15 protein-coding genes are annotated in these 15,737 nt (G+C 59.1%); 4 read left to right on the top strand and 11 right to left on the bottom strand.

Annotated features, from left to right (window positions below; translation table 11 throughout):
• Nucleotides 1–35: 35 nt before the first annotated feature.
• From FHL07_RS17610 to gcvH, 3 genes are all read left to right on the top strand, one after another.
• Complete coding sequence (locus FHL07_RS17610; protein WP_138738742.1) at nt 36–1,652, top strand: ABC transporter permease; 1,617 nt, start codon at nt 36–38, stop codon at nt 1,650–1,652.
• A gap of 153 nt (nt 1,653–1,805) precedes the next feature.
• Complete coding sequence (gene gcvT, locus FHL07_RS17605) at nt 1,806–2,888, top strand: glycine cleavage system aminomethyltransferase GcvT (protein WP_095000722.1); 1,083 nt, start codon at nt 1,806–1,808, stop codon at nt 2,886–2,888.
• Between the two features lie 62 nt (nt 2,889–2,950).
• Nucleotides 2,951–3,334, top strand: a complete 384-nt coding sequence (gene gcvH, locus FHL07_RS17600) for a glycine cleavage system protein GcvH (protein ID WP_095000723.1) — start codon at nt 2,951–2,953, stop codon at nt 3,332–3,334.
• Between the two features lie 78 nt (nt 3,335–3,412).
• Here the strand turns inward: gcvH and FHL07_RS17595 are convergent, their stop codons facing one another.
• From FHL07_RS17595 to FHL07_RS17570, 6 genes are all read right to left on the bottom strand, one after another.
• Entirely contained in the window at nt 3,413–4,555 is a 1,143-nt protein-coding gene (locus FHL07_RS17595) for a DegT/DnrJ/EryC1/StrS family aminotransferase (RefSeq protein ID WP_095017787.1), read from the bottom strand.
• Nucleotides 4,556–4,826: 271 nt separating this feature from the next.
• Entirely contained in the window at nt 4,827–5,141 is a 315-nt protein-coding gene (locus FHL07_RS17590; protein ID WP_095000725.1) for a DUF2388 domain-containing protein, read from the bottom strand.
• A gap of 66 nt (nt 5,142–5,207) precedes the next feature.
• On the bottom strand, nt 5,208–5,657 hold the full coding sequence (locus FHL07_RS17585) for an NfeD family protein (RefSeq protein ID WP_095017786.1): 450 nt from the start codon (nt 5,655–5,657) through the stop codon (nt 5,208–5,210).
• A 3-nt stretch (nt 5,658–5,660) separates the two neighbouring features.
• Nucleotides 5,661–6,581 (bottom strand): SPFH domain-containing protein, encoded by a 921-nt coding sequence (locus FHL07_RS17580; RefSeq protein WP_095000727.1) that lies wholly within the window; start codon nt 6,579–6,581, stop codon nt 5,661–5,663.
• A 95-nt stretch (nt 6,582–6,676) separates the two neighbouring features.
• Nucleotides 6,677–8,446 carry a GspE/PulE family protein gene (locus FHL07_RS17575; RefSeq protein ID WP_138738741.1) on the bottom strand — a complete coding sequence of 590 codons (1,770 nt, stop codon included), beginning with the start codon at nt 8,444–8,446 and terminating at the stop codon, nt 6,677–6,679.
• Nucleotides 8,447–8,552: 106 nt separating this feature from the next.
• Nucleotides 8,553–8,888, bottom strand: a complete 336-nt coding sequence (locus FHL07_RS17570; RefSeq protein WP_095000729.1) for a hypothetical protein — start codon at nt 8,886–8,888, stop codon at nt 8,553–8,555.
• Between the two features lie 127 nt (nt 8,889–9,015).
• Here FHL07_RS17570 and FHL07_RS17565 point away from each other — a divergent pair, with 127 nt between their 5' ends.
• Nucleotides 9,016–9,480 carry an Lrp/AsnC family transcriptional regulator gene (locus tag FHL07_RS17565; RefSeq protein ID WP_095000730.1) on the top strand — a complete coding sequence of 155 codons (465 nt, stop codon included), beginning with the start codon at nt 9,016–9,018 and terminating at the stop codon, nt 9,478–9,480.
• A 164-nt stretch (nt 9,481–9,644) separates the two neighbouring features.
• Here the strand turns inward: FHL07_RS17565 and FHL07_RS17560 are convergent, their stop codons facing one another.
• The 5 genes from FHL07_RS17560 to FHL07_RS17540 all read right to left on the bottom strand — a co-directional run bounded on the left by FHL07_RS17560 (nt 9,645) and on the right by FHL07_RS17540 (nt 15,732).
• Complete coding sequence (locus FHL07_RS17560; RefSeq protein WP_095000731.1) at nt 9,645–10,568, bottom strand: hypothetical protein; 924 nt, start codon at nt 10,566–10,568, stop codon at nt 9,645–9,647.
• 240 nt (nt 10,569–10,808) lie between these two features.
• The gene (locus tag FHL07_RS17555) at nt 10,809–11,282 is read right to left on the bottom strand and encodes a glycine zipper domain-containing protein (protein ID WP_095000732.1); all 474 of its coding nucleotides are present in this window, start codon (nt 11,280–11,282) and stop codon (nt 10,809–10,811) included.
• A 283-nt stretch (nt 11,283–11,565) separates the two neighbouring features.
• Nucleotides 11,566–13,914, bottom strand: a complete 2,349-nt coding sequence (locus FHL07_RS17550; RefSeq protein ID WP_133143915.1) for an FdhF/YdeP family oxidoreductase — start codon at nt 13,912–13,914, stop codon at nt 11,566–11,568.
• Nucleotides 13,911–14,750, bottom strand: coding sequence for a formate dehydrogenase accessory sulfurtransferase FdhD (gene fdhD / locus FHL07_RS17545; RefSeq protein WP_138738740.1), 840 nt, complete (start codon nt 14,748–14,750; stop codon nt 13,911–13,913). The genes FHL07_RS17550 and fdhD overlap by 4 nt, the downstream gene beginning before the upstream one ends.
• Nucleotides 14,751–14,844: 94 nt before the next feature.
• Entirely contained in the window at nt 14,845–15,732 is an 888-nt protein-coding gene (locus FHL07_RS17540) for a LysR family transcriptional regulator (protein ID WP_095000735.1), read from the bottom strand.
• Between the last annotated feature and the right edge of the window lie 5 nt (nt 15,733–15,737).

Genomic DNA, 15,737 nt, shown 5'->3' with positions numbered 1-15,737 from the left:
TTTCACGTCGTCCCATCCACCTCCGAGAGTTTTTCGTGGCCCATCCTGCCCAACGTCGCTGGTACCCGCTGGTTTTTGTCATTGCTGCCCTGGTGCTGCTGCCGCTGAGCGTGTTGCTGCTGTCCTGGCAAAGCATTGATGCCCAGATCTGGAGCCACTTGTGGGACACGCAGATGCCGCGCCTGCTGGGCAACACCCTTACACTGATCGTCGGTGTGGGCATCGGCGTCACGCTGTTGGGCGTAAGCCTGGCCTGGTTGACCAGCCTCTGTGAGTTCCCTGGCAGGCGCTGGCTGGACTGGGCGTTGATGCTGCCGTTTGCGATTCCCGCCTATGTGCTGGCGTTTGTGTTTGTGGGCTTGCTGGACTTCGCCGGGCCCATACAGACCCTGCTGCGCGAGTGGTTCGGCATGGGCTTGCGGCTGCCTCGGGTGCGCTCAACCGGGGGGGTGATCACCGTGCTGATTCTGGTGTTCTACCCCTATGTCTACCTGCTGGCGCGCACGGCGTTTCTGGCCCAGGGCAAAGGCCTGATGGAAGCGGCACGGGTGCTGGGGCAAAGCCCGTGGCAGGCATTCTGGCGCGTGGCATTGCCGATGGCGCGCCCGGCAATTGGTGCCGGCGTAGCGCTGGCCTTGATGGAAACCCTGGCTGATTTCGGTGCTGTGTCGGTGTTCAACTTCGACACCTTCACCACGGCTATTTACAAGACCTGGTACGGTTTTTTCAGTCTGTCGACGGCAGCACAACTGGCCAGTTTGCTGTTGCTGGTGGTCATGCTGGTGCTCTACGGCGAGCGCCGCGCCAGGGGGGCCAGCCGTGCCAGCAACGAGCGACCACGGGTCACTGCCCTTTACCACCTGAGCGGGCCCAAGGCATGGCTGGCCAGTGGCTGGTGTCTGCTGGTGTTTGCCTGTGCATTCGTGATCCCGATGTTGCAACTGGTGGTGTGGTTCTGGCAGCGCGGGCGCTTTGATCTGGACGAGCGTTATGTCGGTTTGATCGTGCATACCCTGTATCTGGGGGCAATGGCGGCGCTGATTACCGTCAGCGTGGCGCTGGTGCTGGCCTTTGCCCGACGCCAGGCGCCAACCCCGGCTATCCGTGCCGGGGTCAGCCTGGCGAACCTGGGCTATGCCTTGCCGGGTTCGGTGCTGGCGGTGTCGATCATGCTGGCGTTCAGTTATCTGGACCGCGAACTGGTGATCCCTGTTTCGGGGTGGCTGGGCGGTGCGGACAAACCGTTGCTGCTGGGCAGCCTGTCGGCCCTGTTGCTGGCGTATCTGGTGCGATTTATTGCCGTGGCCTATGGGCCGCTGGAAAACAGCCTGGCGCGGATTCGTCCGTCTTTGCCCGAAGCCGCCCGCAGTTTGGGCGTCAGTGGCCCGCGACTGTTTTTCAAGGTGTATCTGCCATTACTGCTGCCGGGCACCTTGAGCGCTGCGCTGCTGGTGTTTGTTGATGTGCTCAAGGAGATGCCGGCGACCTTGCTGATGCGCCCGTTTGGCTGGGATACGCTGGCCGTACGCATCTTCGAGATGACCAGCGAGGGTGAGTGGGCGCGGGCTTCGCTGCCGGCCTTGACCCTGGTACTGGTCGGTTTGTTACCGGTCATCGGTTTGATTCGACGCTCGGCCCATCGCATCGGTTAGGTGTCAGTCCTCCTGCATGCGGCTACAATGCGCGGCATTCGGTGCGGTCTGTCTGTCAGGCCAGGTTTCTGCGTGATGTAAAAAAGCCGCTTGTTTGGCTTGAAATGCTCCGCAGCCTGTCCGCACCTTCGCCAAGCCCGGAAGGAGAAACCCATGGGACAGCGTACGCCTCTGTATGACCTGCATCTCGCCCTAGGCGCGAAGATGGTCGATTTTGGCGGTTGGGATATGCCTTTGCATTACGGCTCGCAGGTTGAGGAGCACCATGAGGTGCGCCGCGACTGTGGGGTTTTTGATGTCTCGCATATGACCGTGATCGACATCACCGGGCTTCAGGCCAAGCAATGGTTGCAGTATTTGCTGGCCAACGATGTCGAACGACTGAACACCCCCGGTCGCGCCTTGTACAGCGCCATGCTCAACGAGCAGGGCGGCGTGGTCGACGACATGATCGTCTACCTGATGCCTGGCGGTTATCGGCTTATCGTCAACGCCGCCACTCGCGATCAGGATCTGGCCTGGATGCAGGCTCAGCTTAAGGGCTATGACGTGCAACTGCAGGAGCGTCCAGAGTTGGCCCTGCTGGCCATTCAGGGGCCACAGGCGCGACATAAGGTCGCCGAACTGGTGAGCCAGGCCCGTGCCCAACTGATCCAGCAGCTCAAGCCCTTTGAAGGGCAGAGCTGTGGCGACTGGTTTATTGCCCGCACCGGCTACACCGGCGAAGACGGCCTTGAAATCGTGCTTCCGGCCGATCAGGCCCCGGCTTTTTTCAACGATCTGGTCGGCGCCGGTATTTCACCGATCGGCCTTGGCGCCCGCGACACCTTGCGCCTGGAAGCCGGCATGAACCTCTACGGGCAGGATATCCACCTGTCGGTGTCCCCCCTTTGCGCCAATATGGCCTGGACCATTGCCTGGGAGCCTGCTTCACGCAAGTTCGTGGGGCGCGAAGCGCTGGAGGCCGAAAAGGCCGGTGGCGTGCAGCTCAAACTGGTGGGTTTGGTGCTTGAAGAGCGGGGTGTTTTGCGCGCCCATCAGGTGGTTCGCATCGCCAATGTTGGCGAAGGAGAGATCACCAGTGGTAGTTTCTCTCCCACGCTAAGCAAATCGATCGCTCTGGCGCGAGTTCCGATGGCAACGGCTGACCGTGCCGAGGTTGAGATTCGTGGCAAGTGGTACCCGGTTCGCGTAGTCAAACCGACTTTTGTTCGTCTTGGCAAAGCCTTGATCTAACGTTTACTGGCGGGCGTGCACAGAGTGCATGCCGCTGACATTTATACTTGAGGACACTGAATATGAGCCTGATCCCTGCCGAGTTGCGCTTTGCTGAAAGTCACGAGTGGGCCCGTCTGGAAGCAGATGGCACGGTTACCGTAGGCATCAGCGATCACGCTCAGGAAGCCTTGGGGGATGTGGTGTTTGTTGAGCTGGCTGAAGTTGGCAAAGTATTCGCTGCTGGCGATACCGCGGGTGTTGTGGAGTCGGTAAAAGCCGCTTCCGACATCTACTCGCCGGTGTCGGGCGAAGTGATTGCCGTCAATGAAGCGCTGGCTGACAGCCCTGAGTCGCTGAACAGCGAGCCGTACACCAGCTGGATTTTCAAGCTCAAGCCAAGCAACACCGCCGAGCTGGAAAAACTGCTGGACGCTGCCGGCTACAAGGCTGCAATCGGCGAGTAACGAGCAAAAGAATATCAACTGTGGGAGCGAGCCTGCTCGCGAACAAGCTTCGCGAGCAGGCTCGCTCCCACAGGGAGGTCAGGCGTTTTGCAGAACTGCTTTCACCGCTGCCACCGAACGCTCTACATCGGCCTTGGTCATCGCCGTAAACATCGGCAATGATACGATCAGGCGCCCGACACGTTCGGCCACCGGGAACATCCCTTCTTTAAAGCCCTGCGCGCGGTACAGGCTGAGCAAGTGAATTGGCGGGTAGTGGTAACCGATGCCCACGCCCAATGCCTGCATTTCTTTCATAAAGGTCGCCCGCGCCGGTTGACCATCCTTGCGCTCAGGCAGCACGAGCTGGAACAGATGCCAGTTGGTGTTGTTGAAATCCGCCACCGGCAGTTGCGCGCCGTATTCCGCTTCAAAATCCGACCCGAAGCACTCAAAGTAATGCTTGGCCAGCGCCCGACGATGGGCGGTGATGGTTTCGATATGGGCGAACTGGCCCAGACCAATCGCAGCCGCAATGTCGGTCATATTGAACTTGCCACCCAGCACGTCGACATCCAGGCCGTCGAAACCGGTACGGGTAACGCCTTGCAGGCGGTATTTTTCGGCCAGCCGCGCTTCTTCTTCATTGTTCAGTACCAGGCAACCACCTTCGGATGAGGTGATGTTCTTGTTGGCCTGAAAACTGAAAGAAACGAAATCGCCGCGTGCGCCAATGCGCTCACCTTGCCAGCTGGAGCCCAGGGCCTGGGCCGCATCTTCAACCACGCGCAGGTTATGCTTTTTGGCAATTGCGTAGAGCGCGTCCATGTCCACTGGCAGGCCCGACAGGTACACCGGAATGATGGCCTTGGTGCGCGGGGTAATGGCTGCTTCGAGCTTGTTAAGATCGATATTGCGGGTTACCGGGTCGATATCGGCAAACACCGGCGTGGCACCGACTTCGATAATCACATTGGCAGTAGCGACCCATGAAATAGGCGTGGTGATGACTTCATCGCCGGCTCCGATTCCGGCAATGCGCAGAGCGATTTCCATGGTGCAAGTGCCGGAGTTGAAAGTGCGCACCGGGCGCCCGCCAAAATACTCGGACAATTGTGCTTCGAATGCCTGCACCTTGGGCCCGCTGGTGATCCAGCCCGAGCGCAACACGTCGCCCACGGCAGCAATGGTGGCTTCATCAATGGTGGGTTTGGAAAACGGCAGGAAAGGCAGCGAGCTCATAGAGGCATGACGTCCGATGTGAGTGAATTTGAGTAACCAAAGAGCAACAGCATAGCGCTCAAGATCATACCCGCAGGATCACTCACAGCTGGTGAAAATTCTGTATGGCGGCTGAATGAGCAAGGGCCGTATTGCGTAGCAGCTGCTTTCGGCAGCTGCTACAGTAAAACTGCAACTGTGGGAGCGAGCCTGCTCGCGAAGGTCGTTCGCGAGCAGGTTCGCTCCCACAATAAGGCTTGACCTGCAACAGAGAATCCACAGATGGAGGTGTTTACTCAGCCGTGGCGTTTTTAACCAGAATCGCGTTAGCCAGGTCCATATCGCTGACTTTCAGGTTCGGGTTATCGGCGCGCACTTGTTGCATGGCCGACTCCAGGTACGGGCCACGAATTGATCCGTTACTGGCGACAAAACTGCCGGCGTCATCTTGAGCTGCGATGACTTTGCGGTCTTTTTTGAAGGTCAGGTAAGTGGACCCGGTGGTTGCGCCGGAAGACAGCACATTACGCCAGAAGCTGTCGGCCATGGCCGAACCAACAGGCAGGGACAGCAAGGCGATAGCGGCAACAGCATATTTGAGACGCATGACGGTGACTCCGGATAGATTAGCTATAGTATTTGATTGCCAATAGTGCGCAGGAGTTCCGTAACCTTACGGCACAATTTCTACGCTCAACACGGCTCCGTTTTGTTCGGTTACGCGTACCGATGTTCCCACCGGAGCGTCAGGCCCTACTGCCATCCATACGCTGTCCCCTACCTTGATTTTGCCCCGCCCTTCGACAATCGCCTGTTGCACGATAAAAGTACGACCGATCAGCTCATGACCGCGGCGGTTGAGGTTCGGCTGGTCGCCACTCTCCCCAGTGCCACGTTGGCGCCGCCACCAGAATACCGCCGTGAGGATCGCCAGCACGCCAAACAGCGGCAATTGCAGTGTCCAGGGCAGCTCCGGGGCCAGGAACGTCAAGCCGCCCACAATCAGGGCAGCAAGGCCCACCCACAGCAGATAACCACCGGCGCCGAATACCTCCAGAATCAGCAGTACCGTGCCAAGAGCCAGCCAGTCCCAGAAGTTCAGGTCTTGCAGAAACTCCCACATGTATCAGGCCTTCCTGGTATCAAAGGTGGCTTTGACGATTTCGCTGATGCCTCCCACGGCGCCGATCACCTGGCTGGCTTCCAGCGGCATGAGGATGACCTTGCTGTTGTTGGCAGAAGCCAGTTTGCCCAGCGCATCGATATATTTTTGTGCAACAAAATAGTTGATCGCCTGTACGTTGCCTGAGGCAATGGCTTCCGACACCACTTGTGTGGCGCGGGCTTCGGCTTCGGCCTGGCGTTCGCGGGCTTCGGCTTCGAGGAACGCTGCCTGGCGGCCCCCTTCGGCTTCGAGGATCTGTGCCTGTTTTTTGCCTTCGGCGGTGAGGATTGCTGCGGCCCTTAGCCCTTCAGCTTCAAGAATTTGCGCACGCTTGATACGTTCGGCTTTCATTTGCCCGGACATGGCGGCCATCAGGTCGGCCGGCGGGCTGATGTCCTTGATCTCGATACGGGTGATTTTGATGCCCCACGGTGCCGTTGCTTCATCGACTGTGCGCAACAGTTTTTCATTGATGCCGTCACGCTGGCTGAGCATGGCATCCAGCTCCATGGAACCCAGCACGGTGCGGATGTTGGTTTGCAGCAGGTTGCGAATGGCATGCTCGAGGTTGTTGACCTCATAGGCGGCTTGCGCCGTGTTGACCACCTGGAAGAAACACACGGCATCGATTTGTACTGTGGCGTTATCGGCGGTAATCACTTCTTGTGGGGGGATATCCAGCACGCTTTCCATGACGTTGATCTTGCGTCCGATACGATCCATCACCGGGATGATGATATTCAGGCCCGGCTTGAGGGTATTGGTGTATCGCCCGAAGCGTTCCACCGTCCATTGATAACCTTGCGGCACCACCTTGAAGCCCATAAAGAGCACGGCAATGGCCAGGGCGACAAATAACAGGATCACAGTACCCACTTGCATAACCATTCCTTGTTTTTGAGGTGTAAGAAACAAACGAGCGTGAAGCGTAGCGATCTAGAAAATTGTCCAACTCCCTGGATTTTAGTCAAAACAACTCAAGCATGCGGGGTGACTCGCAGTGCTTCTTGCAGTGAGGTCACCCCGTCTGCAACTTTTAGGGCCGCAGCAAGCCTGAGGCTGAGCATTCCTTGTGCACCCGCCTGGCGACGAATGGCGTTGAGGTCGGTATCGCGGCCAATCAGCCCCCTGAGTTTTTCGCTTATGACCATGACTTCGTAAACACCGACCCTCCCGGTGTAACCGGTTTCGCGGCACTGCGCACAACCAACGGCCCGGCAGATTGTGTCCGGTGCTGCCCCGGCCCAGGCCGGGGCAAAATCCTGCCATTCGTCGGGAGCCGGCGGATGTTCGGTCTTGCACTCCGGGCACAAGGTTCTGACCAGTCGCTGGGCCATGACACCCAGCAATGTGGCCTTTATCAGATAGGGGGCAACCCCGAGTTCTTGCAGGCGGCTGATGGCGCCGGGAGCGTCGTTGGTATGCAGGGTCGAGAGCACCAGATGCCCGGTGAGTGCAGCCTGAATAGCCACTTCGGCGGTTTCCAGATCACGTATCTCACCGAGCATGATGATATCCGGGTCCTGGCGCAGCAGCGCCCGCACACCGTTGGCGAAGGTCAGGTCAATGTTGGTCTGAACCTGCATTTGATTGAACGCCGGCTCGATCATTTCGATGGGGTCTTCGAGGGTGCACAGGTTGATTTTGGGGGTGGCCAGTTGCTTGAGCGTTGCATACAGGGTGCTGGTTTTACCCGAGCCGGTGGGGCCGGTGATCAAAATAATGCCGTTGGGCCGGGTGGTCATGTGCTGCCAGCGTTGCAAGTCGTTCGGGGAGAGGCCCAACTGGTCGAAATCTTTGAGCAGGACCTGCGGGTCAAAAATACGCATCACCATTTTTTCGCCAAAGGCGGTGGGCAGGGTGGCGAGCCTCAGTTCCACTTCAGCACCCTGGGGCAGGCGGGTTTTTATCCGGCCGTCCTGGGGTTTGCGTTTTTCGGCAACATTCATCCGGCCCAGGCTCTTGAGGCGACTGACAACGGCCATCGTTACCTGTGGCGGGAAGTGGTAAACATCATGCAGCACGCCGTCGATCCGAAAGCGCACGCAACCTTGCTCACGGCGGGGCTCCAGGTGGACATCGCTGGCGCGTTGTTCAAAGGCGTACTGAAACAGCCAGTCGACGATATTGACGATGTGCGCATCGTTGGCATCCGGTTCCCGCTCGCCTGCGCCCAAGGTCAGCAGTTGTTCGAAATTGGCCGGCGGGCTGGTCTTCTGATCGTTGAGTACAGCCCCATTGACCGATTTGGCCAGCTGGAAAAACTCTACGTTGAGGCGCTGGATTTCCAGGGGGTTGGCAATGACACGTCTGATAGGGCGCTTGAGCGACTGGCGCAAATCGGCCTCCCAACTGCTGACCCAGGGCTGGGTGTTGGCAACTGTGATGGCTGAGGCATCGGCCGCCACCGCGATGATTCCATGCCGCTGGGCGAAGGCAAAGGACATTGCTCCGGTCACGGTGGCGACATCGACCTTGAGCGGATCAAGGCGCAGGTAGGGTTGCCCTGCATGGTTGGCGAGCCAGGCAGTGAGGGTTTCAAGATCGAGAATCCTGCCTCCCCGATCGGGATCGCAGAATTGTTGCTGCGCAAGAAATACCAGGGGGTGGAGGGTGGCACTGGACGCTTCGCGACTGCGTACCATTGCCTGCGTGGCGCAGCTTTGCTGGATACGATTTTGCGCCAACAGCGCGGATAACAGATTGTTGAGGTTCAGCCACCGGTCATGGGACGGGGTGATGCGCATAACGGCTCCTTGAGGCATCGGCGCAGACAGGTCCTTGTCTGGCCATGTACCTGATAAAGCCTAGTTGCGCCGTGTTGGCCCGCCTGCCACCAATGGTTGCGAACTATTACCCGCAAGCTTGCATTGCCGGGTCCTTGGCGGCCTGCACGGGTTGCAGCTGCATGTCGAAGACGCTGATCAGGCTGCGCAGTTTTTCGCCGATGATCCGGGCACGGTGCCAGCTCTGTTCGTGACTGCGGATGTCAATGCTCAAGGTGTCCCCGTCACGTACCACATCCACTTGCTGCGGGATCAGTTGCTGCAGGGCAAACAGATTGAGCACCCGGCACAGCACGTCGGCATCGGCTTCGGCCTGGATACGGAAAAGCACCTGGCAAGGGGCTGCATTGCTGGCCCATACGTCGGGGCGAGGGGCGTGGGTAATGACTTCAAGATGCGGCATGCAATGGCTCCTGTTCAGACTGGAGAAATATTTACACGTCGCGGGAGAATTTTTTTATCTAAGATGTTTTGAATTGACGATAAATAGACTCGAACAAGTCTCAGCTTATTCATTAATGGGTATTTTTATGCAAAGCGAGCTGGATGCTTACGACCGACGCATATTGGCGCTGCTGCAAGAGGACGCTTCGCTGTCCAGCGCGCAGATCGCGGAGAAGGTGGGGCTTTCGCAATCGCCCTGCTGGCGGCGGATCCAGAAGATGAAGGACGAGGGCATCATTCGTGGCCAGGTCACCTTGCTCGATCGCAAGAAAATCGGCCTCAATACGCAAATTTTTGCCGAGATCAAACTCAATGCACACGGTCGCTCAAACTTCACCGAGTTTACTGACGCGATCCGCGGTTTCCCCGAAGTGCTGGAATGCTATGTGCTGATGGGAGCGGTAGATTTTCTGCTGCGTATCGTGACGGCTGATATCGAAGCCTACGAGCGGTTTTTCTTTGAGAAACTGTCGATGGTGCCGGGCATTCAAGAGGTGAATTCGATTGTGGCGTTGTCCGAGATCAAGTCCACCACCTGCCTGCCGGTCTGAATCCCGGAAAACAAAACGGCCTTCTCAAGGAAGGCCGTCGGCTGGGTTTGCGCACTGTTATCAGTGAACAAACAACGCAATCAGAATAATGATCGGAATTGGAATACCGAGGAAAAACAGCAGAAGTGAGCGCATTTTATTCTCCAGTCAACGAATAGCCCGGGTTAAACCAGCGGGGTTGTGGTGGTGGGGGTCAGATACGTCACGGCATCCCGGCGACGGCCGCCAAAGGTGGCGCACAGGCTGGCAAAGAAAGCGCCGATCAGCAGTGTGATAAACATCCACAAGGTGGACCAGGCGGCGACCTTGGCAGCGGTATCAGCGGCTTCCTTGGCTTTTACCTTGGCTTCTTCAACAGCCTGATGGGCCTTGGCGTAGACCTGGTCGACCCGTTGCTCGGCTTCAGGTTGGCTGAGGTTGGTGCGCTGGGCGATGATTTGGGCCAGGTAGGTACGGTCTTCACTGCTCAATTGGCCGTCATTGGCCAGGCTGTGGGCGAAGATGCGGGCCACGGTGCCATGGGCTGCGTCTTCGCTGACAGCGGTGCCGCGGTCATCGCGAAACAGGCTGTCGATAAAATAGTCCGAACCTTTGTCGCCATTGTTGGCTGCGGCACTGCCGGCTGCACTGCTGATCGCCGTTGCGGCGCCTGAAGCTACGCTGGCCCCGGCTTGAACGCCGCTGCCGATCACGCTGCTGACCGAGCCTGCAACCAGGGTAGCGGTTACCAGCGTGGCCACGGCCCATGCCAGAAAACCATGGGCGGTGTCGCGAAAGTAGGCTTCATCGCCATGCAGGTTGGTCCATTTGACCCGCAAACGACCGGCCAGATAACCGCCCATGCCGGAAGCAATGATCTGGGTAACGGCCAGCCAGACGATGGCGGTAATACCCAGGCCTTTGGCGCCCACCCCTTCATTGGCCCACGGAGAAACCGCAGAAAACCCAAGCCCCGCCCCTAGCATCAGCAGCAGCAGGGAGAGGACGGCAGCAGTGGCGGCGCCGGCAAAGATGGCGGCCCAGGAAACACCGGATTGACCGGAGGAATCTTGCAGGGCTGCGGGATAGTGTTCAGTTGTCCCGATCATTGTTGTTGTGCTCCTGAATGGTAGGAAGTGCAGCGTTCATTCAGGTAATTGCAGGGGATGTGCCAACCCTGTGTTGCAGGTAATTCCATATCTTTCAATGGCTTGCAAATGGTTGGTTTTTTCGGTGCATGCAGATTGCATGATCAGGGGCAAAACAGGCGGGCGTAATGCATTGAAACAATTTGCCCGGAGCAGGCGCAGGTAAAAAAAACGGGAGCCTTTCGGCTCCCGTTGTACGCATCAGTCGTGACGATGCTTGTTTTTGCGATGGCCATACGCGTGGCCACGGCCGCGATGATCGTCGCGGTAGTAGCGACGGTTATCGCGGTCACGATAGCGGCGATCGTCGCTGTCGCTTTTATTGCCCATATAGTTGCCCAGCGCGCCACCGGCACCACCGCCAGCGGCCGAGCCCACCAGTGCGCCTGTGCTGCCGCCGACACTGCGGCCCAGCACGTTACCGCCTGCAGCACCCAGTGCGCCGCCAATGGCGGCTTCACCACGGCTGCGTTTGTCGGCACCTACGGCACTACCTGCCGCACCACCCACACCTGCACCAATCGCAGAACCGGTCGAGCCGCCGAGCTGTTGGCCAACAACGGCGCCAAGAACCCCGCCTAATGCGCCGCCTACACCGGCTTCGGTGGTGCCACCGGCCGAGGCTACGCCACTGACCAGGCCAAGGGACAACAAGAGAATCGAGGTGAGCTTCATGGATGAGCCTCAAAGAGATGACGGCGCGATCCTGAGGCTGCAAGCGGTTGGTGACAATCGAAATCCGACGAGTAGCACGAGTTGTACACAATTCTATAAGTTGTTGTTTTTACTAGGGAACTTAATCTGTTTTCGAGGGTCTGTTAGCTAGTTCGGTTAGGTCGTTTTCGTAGGAAAACGGCCTTTTTTGTGCCTGAAATTTGAAGAGCCCCTAGCCCTCTCACGGAGGGATAGGGGCTTGATCGTACGCGGCCTTAAGCGCTCTACAGAGAGCGCTTTTGACTTATCCCGCTTTGGCCATGATCAGCGTTGACGGGCTGGCTGCCTCCAGGCAAATCGCCACGAACTTGGACGTAGGCGTATGGCTGCCATCGCCCGTGCTTTCCAGAGGCACCAGCGGGTTGACCTCCGGGTAGTACGCCGCAGCTTGCCCGGCAGGAATATCAAACGCCAGCAGGGTGAAATTTTTCACCCTGCGCTCGTGCCGGTCATCCCAGATCGAAACGATATCGACCTTCTGCCCCGGCTTGAAGCCCAGGCGGATGATGTCGGCTTCGTTGACGAACAGCACATCACGCTGGCCCTTGACCCCGCGATAGCGGTCATCGAGGCCATAGATAGTGGTGTTGTACTGATCGTGAGAGCGCATGGACTGCAAGATCAGGTCGGGCAGCCGGCCTGTAGCGCGGGTGCGGGCATCTACCAGGTCTTGAGGCAGTGCGTTGGGGCGGAAGTTGGCGCGCCCGGACGGCGTGTTCCATTGTCGCGCACCGGCCGAGTTGCCCAAATAGAAGCCGCCCGGGTGTTCGATGCGCGTGTTGAAGTCCTTGAAACCGGGAATGGTGTCGGCAATCAAGTCGCGAATGCGTCGGTAGTCAGCGACGACCCAGTTCCAGTCAATCGGGTGGGTGCCCAGTGTGGCCGCAGCAATGCCGGCAATGATTGCGGGCTCCGAGCGCATCTGCCTGGACAGTGGCTGCAACTGGCCATTGGAGGCGTGGACCATGCTGAAGGAGTCTTCCACGGTCACCGCTTGCGGGCCTTCTGCCTGAATGTCGATATCGGTACGGCCCAGGCATGGCAGGATCAGCGCTTGTTTGCCGTGCATCAGGTGGCTGCGGTTGAGCTTGGTGCTGATCTGTACAGTCAGGGCGCAATTGCGCAGGGCCTGTGCAGTGCGCGGGCTGTCCGGAGTGGCCTGGGCGAAGTTGCCGCCCAGGCCGATAAACACCTTGGCTCGGCCTTCAAGCATGGCGTGGATGGCTTCAACCACGTTGTGGCCGTTTTCACGGGGCACCTTGAACTGGAAGCGACGCTCCAACGAATCGAGGAAGGCCACCGGCGGGCGTTCGTTGATGCCCATCGTGCGGTCGCCCTGTACGTTGCTGTGGCCGCGTACCGGGCACAGGCCGGCGCCGGGGCGGCCGATATTGCCGCGCAATAGCATCAGGTTGGCGATTTCCTGGATGGTCTGCACCGAATGACGATGCTGGGTGATGCCCATCGCCCAGCACATGATTACGTTCTTGCCCTTGAGGTACATGCGTGCGGCGCGTTCGATATCAACAAGGGTCAGGCCCGATTGCTCCACGATATGGTCCCACGAGGTGTCGTCGAGGCTGGAGATGTAATCGAGAATGCCCGCAGTGTGCTCATTCAAAAATGCATGATCGAACACGGCCGGTTCGCCTGCGGCCTGGGCATCACGCTCCCACTGCAGGAGGAACTTGGCCATGCCGCGCAACAGCGCCATGTCGCCGCCCAGTGCCGGGCGCAGGTAGGCCGTGTTGGTCGGACGGTCGCCGTTGGTGAGCATTTCCAACGGATGCTGCGGGTGCTGGAAACGTTCCAGCCCGCGCTCCTTGAGCGGGTTGACGCACACTACCTGGGCGCCGCGCTTGACCGCCTCGCGCAGTGGTTCGAGCATGCGCGGGTGGTTGGTGCCGGGGTTTTGCCCCAATACAAAAATCGCATCCGCGTGCTCGAAATCATCAAAGGTCACGGTGCCTTTACCCACGCCGATGCTTTGCGCCAGGGCCACGCCGCTGGCCTCGTGGCACATGTTCGAGCAATCCGGGAAGTTGTTGGTGCCAAACGCGCGCACAAACAGTTGGTACAAATACGCCGCTTCGTTGCTGGCCCGGCCTGAGGTGTAGAACTCGGCTTCGTTGGGGCTGGCCAGGTTGAGCAAGTGCCTGGCGATCAAGGCGAAGGCGGCATCCCAGCTGATGGGGACGTAGCGGTCGGTTTCCGGGTCATAGCTCATGGGCTCGGTCAGGCGGCCCTGATATTCGAGCCAGTAATCACTTTGCTCCAGCAGCGCGCTGACGCTGTGCTTGGCGAAAAACGCCGCATCGACCCGGCGCTTGGTAGCTTCCCAGTTCACTGCCTTGGCGCCGTTCTCGCAAAACTTGACCAGGCCGCTTTCCGGCGAATCACCCCAGGCGCAGCCCGGGCAGTCGAAGCCGCCGTTCTGGTTGGTTTTGAGCATCATGCGCAGGTTTTTCAGTGCGTTGTCGCTGGTCAACCAGGCTTGCGCCACACTGATCAGCGCGCCCCAGCCACCGGCCGGGCCTTTGTAGGGCTTGTAGCGGGGAGTCGGGGTTTTGTCGGCTTGATGGTGTGTGCTCACGGTTGTTTCTCCTGCGCGGGGCTGTAGACCCTGGGCGCGCTTTTTTGTGGCAGATGAATAAGGTTGAGGTTGTGCCGCCGCGCCCATTGCAGCGCCAGGCCCGTGGGCGAGGACAGGCTGATCAGGGTCTGGATGCCGGCGCGCAGCACTTTTTGAATCAGTTCCAGGCTGCAACGGCTGGTGACGATTGCTGCGCCACCCGTCAGATCGATTTGCTGGCGTACCAGAGCACCGATCAATTTATCGAGGGCGTTGTGCCGGCCGATGTCTTCACGACCCAGCAGCAGCTGGCCCTGGCCGTCCATATAGACTGCAGCGTGTACGGCGCCGCAGTGCTGGCCCAAGGGTTGAAAGTCGCTGATGCGCTGGCGCAGGCCTTCCAGCCACTGCGCCGGTGGCAAAGGCGCGCCGGGCAATACCTGGAGATCGGGCAAGGCCTGTTCCACCGCTTCCACCCCACACAGCCCGCACCCACTGGTGCCGGCCAGTTGGCGGCGTTGCTGCTTGAGGTTCCAGAACGCCCGGCTGGCGATTTCGACCTGAGCGTATTGGGCAGACCCTGCACCGGTCAGTTTGAGGTCGTAGATTTCGCTGGCGTCTTGAATGATGCCGCTGCCCAGGCTGAAGCCGACGATAAAGTCCTCAAGGTCAGTGGGTGTGACCAGCATCACGGCCTGACTGATGCTGTTATAGGCAATCGCCAGGGCGACCTCTTCGGCCAGTGCAGTTTGCGCACCACCACTGTGGTCCAGGTTGACGTAGTCATAGCTCTGGCTGGCAGCAGGCGCGGGCGTGACAGAAGCAGGCGCCGCGCACAGAGGGCGCTTGGCGTTCATAAGGCAGTACCGACAATCAATTGAGCTCTAAGCCTAGGCGCGACACAGTGTCGCGTCTAATCGCTAGTGCTGATCTATTGATAGATGGCGTCGATCAAGAAGAGCTTGGTGATTTCTGATAAAGCGCGAAACAGGCTTCGGCCAGCGCTGAGCGCGGTGCCTCACGACGCATGATCAAACCCAGGCGGGCCAAGGTGCGTGCATCTTCTATGGGGTGCAGGCGCAGGTGGTCGGTCAGGGCTTCCAGCCCGCCCTCAAGGGGCATCACCGCGCAACAAAGCCCGCCGTGGACAGCTTGTAACAGTTGATGAACGGCATCGGTTTGCAACAGGGGTTGTGGCGTAAGCCCCCGGCTGTGGAAGTTGTGGTCGATGGACTGGCGAAAGTGCATGCCGCTGCTGAGCAGGCCCAGCGGCAAGCTGGTCAGCGCCTCCCAGCTAAGCGGCTGGTCACCGAAGTTGAAATACCGCTGGTCGTATAGCAGGCCCATGCGGGTTTCGCCCAGGGCCAGGGAGTCAAAACGTTCCTGGTCAAGGCGTTCAAGATAGGAGACACCCACGTCCAGCCGGTTGCTGGCCAGTTGCTCAAGGATTTGTTCCGAGCTCAGTGCTGACAATTCGAAGCGCAGATCGGGATGTTCCTGATGCAGACGCTGCAACAGCGGCAGGGGGTCAAAACTCGACAGCGGCACCACGCCCAGGCGCAGAGTACCGATCAGGTTACCGCGACAGGCAGCAGCTTCGGCCTGCAAACCGTCGTAGGCGGCCAACACGGTACGGGCCCAGGCCAGCACCCGCTCGCCAGGTGCGGTAAAGCTTTCGAAGCGCTGTCCGCGATTGACCAGTTGCAAGTCCAGTTCCTGTTCAAGGCTGCGCAAACGCATGGACAGGGTGGGCTGCGTGATATGGCAACGCGCGGCGGCCTGACCGAAATGTCGGGTTTCGTCGAGGGCAATGAGGAATTTCAGCTGTTTGATGTCCATCGTCG

The sequence above is a fragment of the Pseudomonas sp. FSL W7-0098 genome (assembly GCF_005930585.1).
GTDB lineage: Bacteria > Pseudomonadota > Gammaproteobacteria > Pseudomonadales > Pseudomonadaceae > Aquipseudomonas > Aquipseudomonas bubulae.
Note: the sequence above shows the minus strand (reverse complement) of the source record. Positions and strands in the feature narration are given on the sequence as shown.

What these genes read in the sequence shown, in the direction of transcription:
- gcvT (WP_095000722.1), top strand. Translation starts at nt 1,806, where the DNA reads ATGGGACAGCGTACGCCTCTGTATGACCTGCATCTCGCCCTAGGCGCG.
- gcvH (WP_095000723.1), top strand. Translation starts at nt 2,951, where the DNA reads ATGAGCCTGATCCCTGCCGAGTTGCGCTTTGCTGAAAGTCACGAGTGG.
- FHL07_RS17595 (WP_095017787.1), bottom strand. Translation starts at nt 4,555, where the DNA reads ATGAGCTCGCTGCCTTTCCTGCCGTTTTCCAAACCCACCATTGATGAA.
- FHL07_RS17590 (WP_095000725.1), bottom strand. Translation starts at nt 5,141, where the DNA reads ATGCGTCTCAAATATGCTGTTGCCGCTATCGCCTTGCTGTCCCTGCCT.
- FHL07_RS17585 (WP_095017786.1), bottom strand. Translation starts at nt 5,657, where the DNA reads ATGTGGGAGTTTCTGCAAGACCTGAACTTCTGGGACTGGCTGGCTCTT.
- FHL07_RS17580 (WP_095000727.1), bottom strand. Translation starts at nt 6,581, where the DNA reads ATGCAAGTGGGTACTGTGATCCTGTTATTTGTCGCCCTGGCCATTGCC.
- FHL07_RS17575 (WP_138738741.1), bottom strand. Translation starts at nt 8,446, where the DNA reads ATGCGCATCACCCCGTCCCATGACCGGTGGCTGAACCTCAACAATCTG.
- FHL07_RS17570 (WP_095000729.1), bottom strand. Translation starts at nt 8,888, where the DNA reads ATGCCGCATCTTGAAGTCATTACCCACGCCCCTCGCCCCGACGTATGG.
- FHL07_RS17565 (WP_095000730.1), top strand. Translation starts at nt 9,016, where the DNA reads ATGCAAAGCGAGCTGGATGCTTACGACCGACGCATATTGGCGCTGCTG.
- FHL07_RS17560 (WP_095000731.1), bottom strand. Translation starts at nt 10,568, where the DNA reads ATGATCGGGACAACTGAACACTATCCCGCAGCCCTGCAAGATTCCTCC.
- FHL07_RS17555 (WP_095000732.1), bottom strand. Translation starts at nt 11,282, where the DNA reads ATGAAGCTCACCTCGATTCTCTTGTTGTCCCTTGGCCTGGTCAGTGGC.
- fdhD (WP_138738740.1), bottom strand. Translation starts at nt 14,750, where the DNA reads ATGAACGCCAAGCGCCCTCTGTGCGCGGCGCCTGCTTCTGTCACGCCC.
- FHL07_RS17540 (WP_095000735.1), bottom strand. Translation starts at nt 15,732, where the DNA reads ATGGACATCAAACAGCTGAAATTCCTCATTGCCCTCGACGAAACCCGA.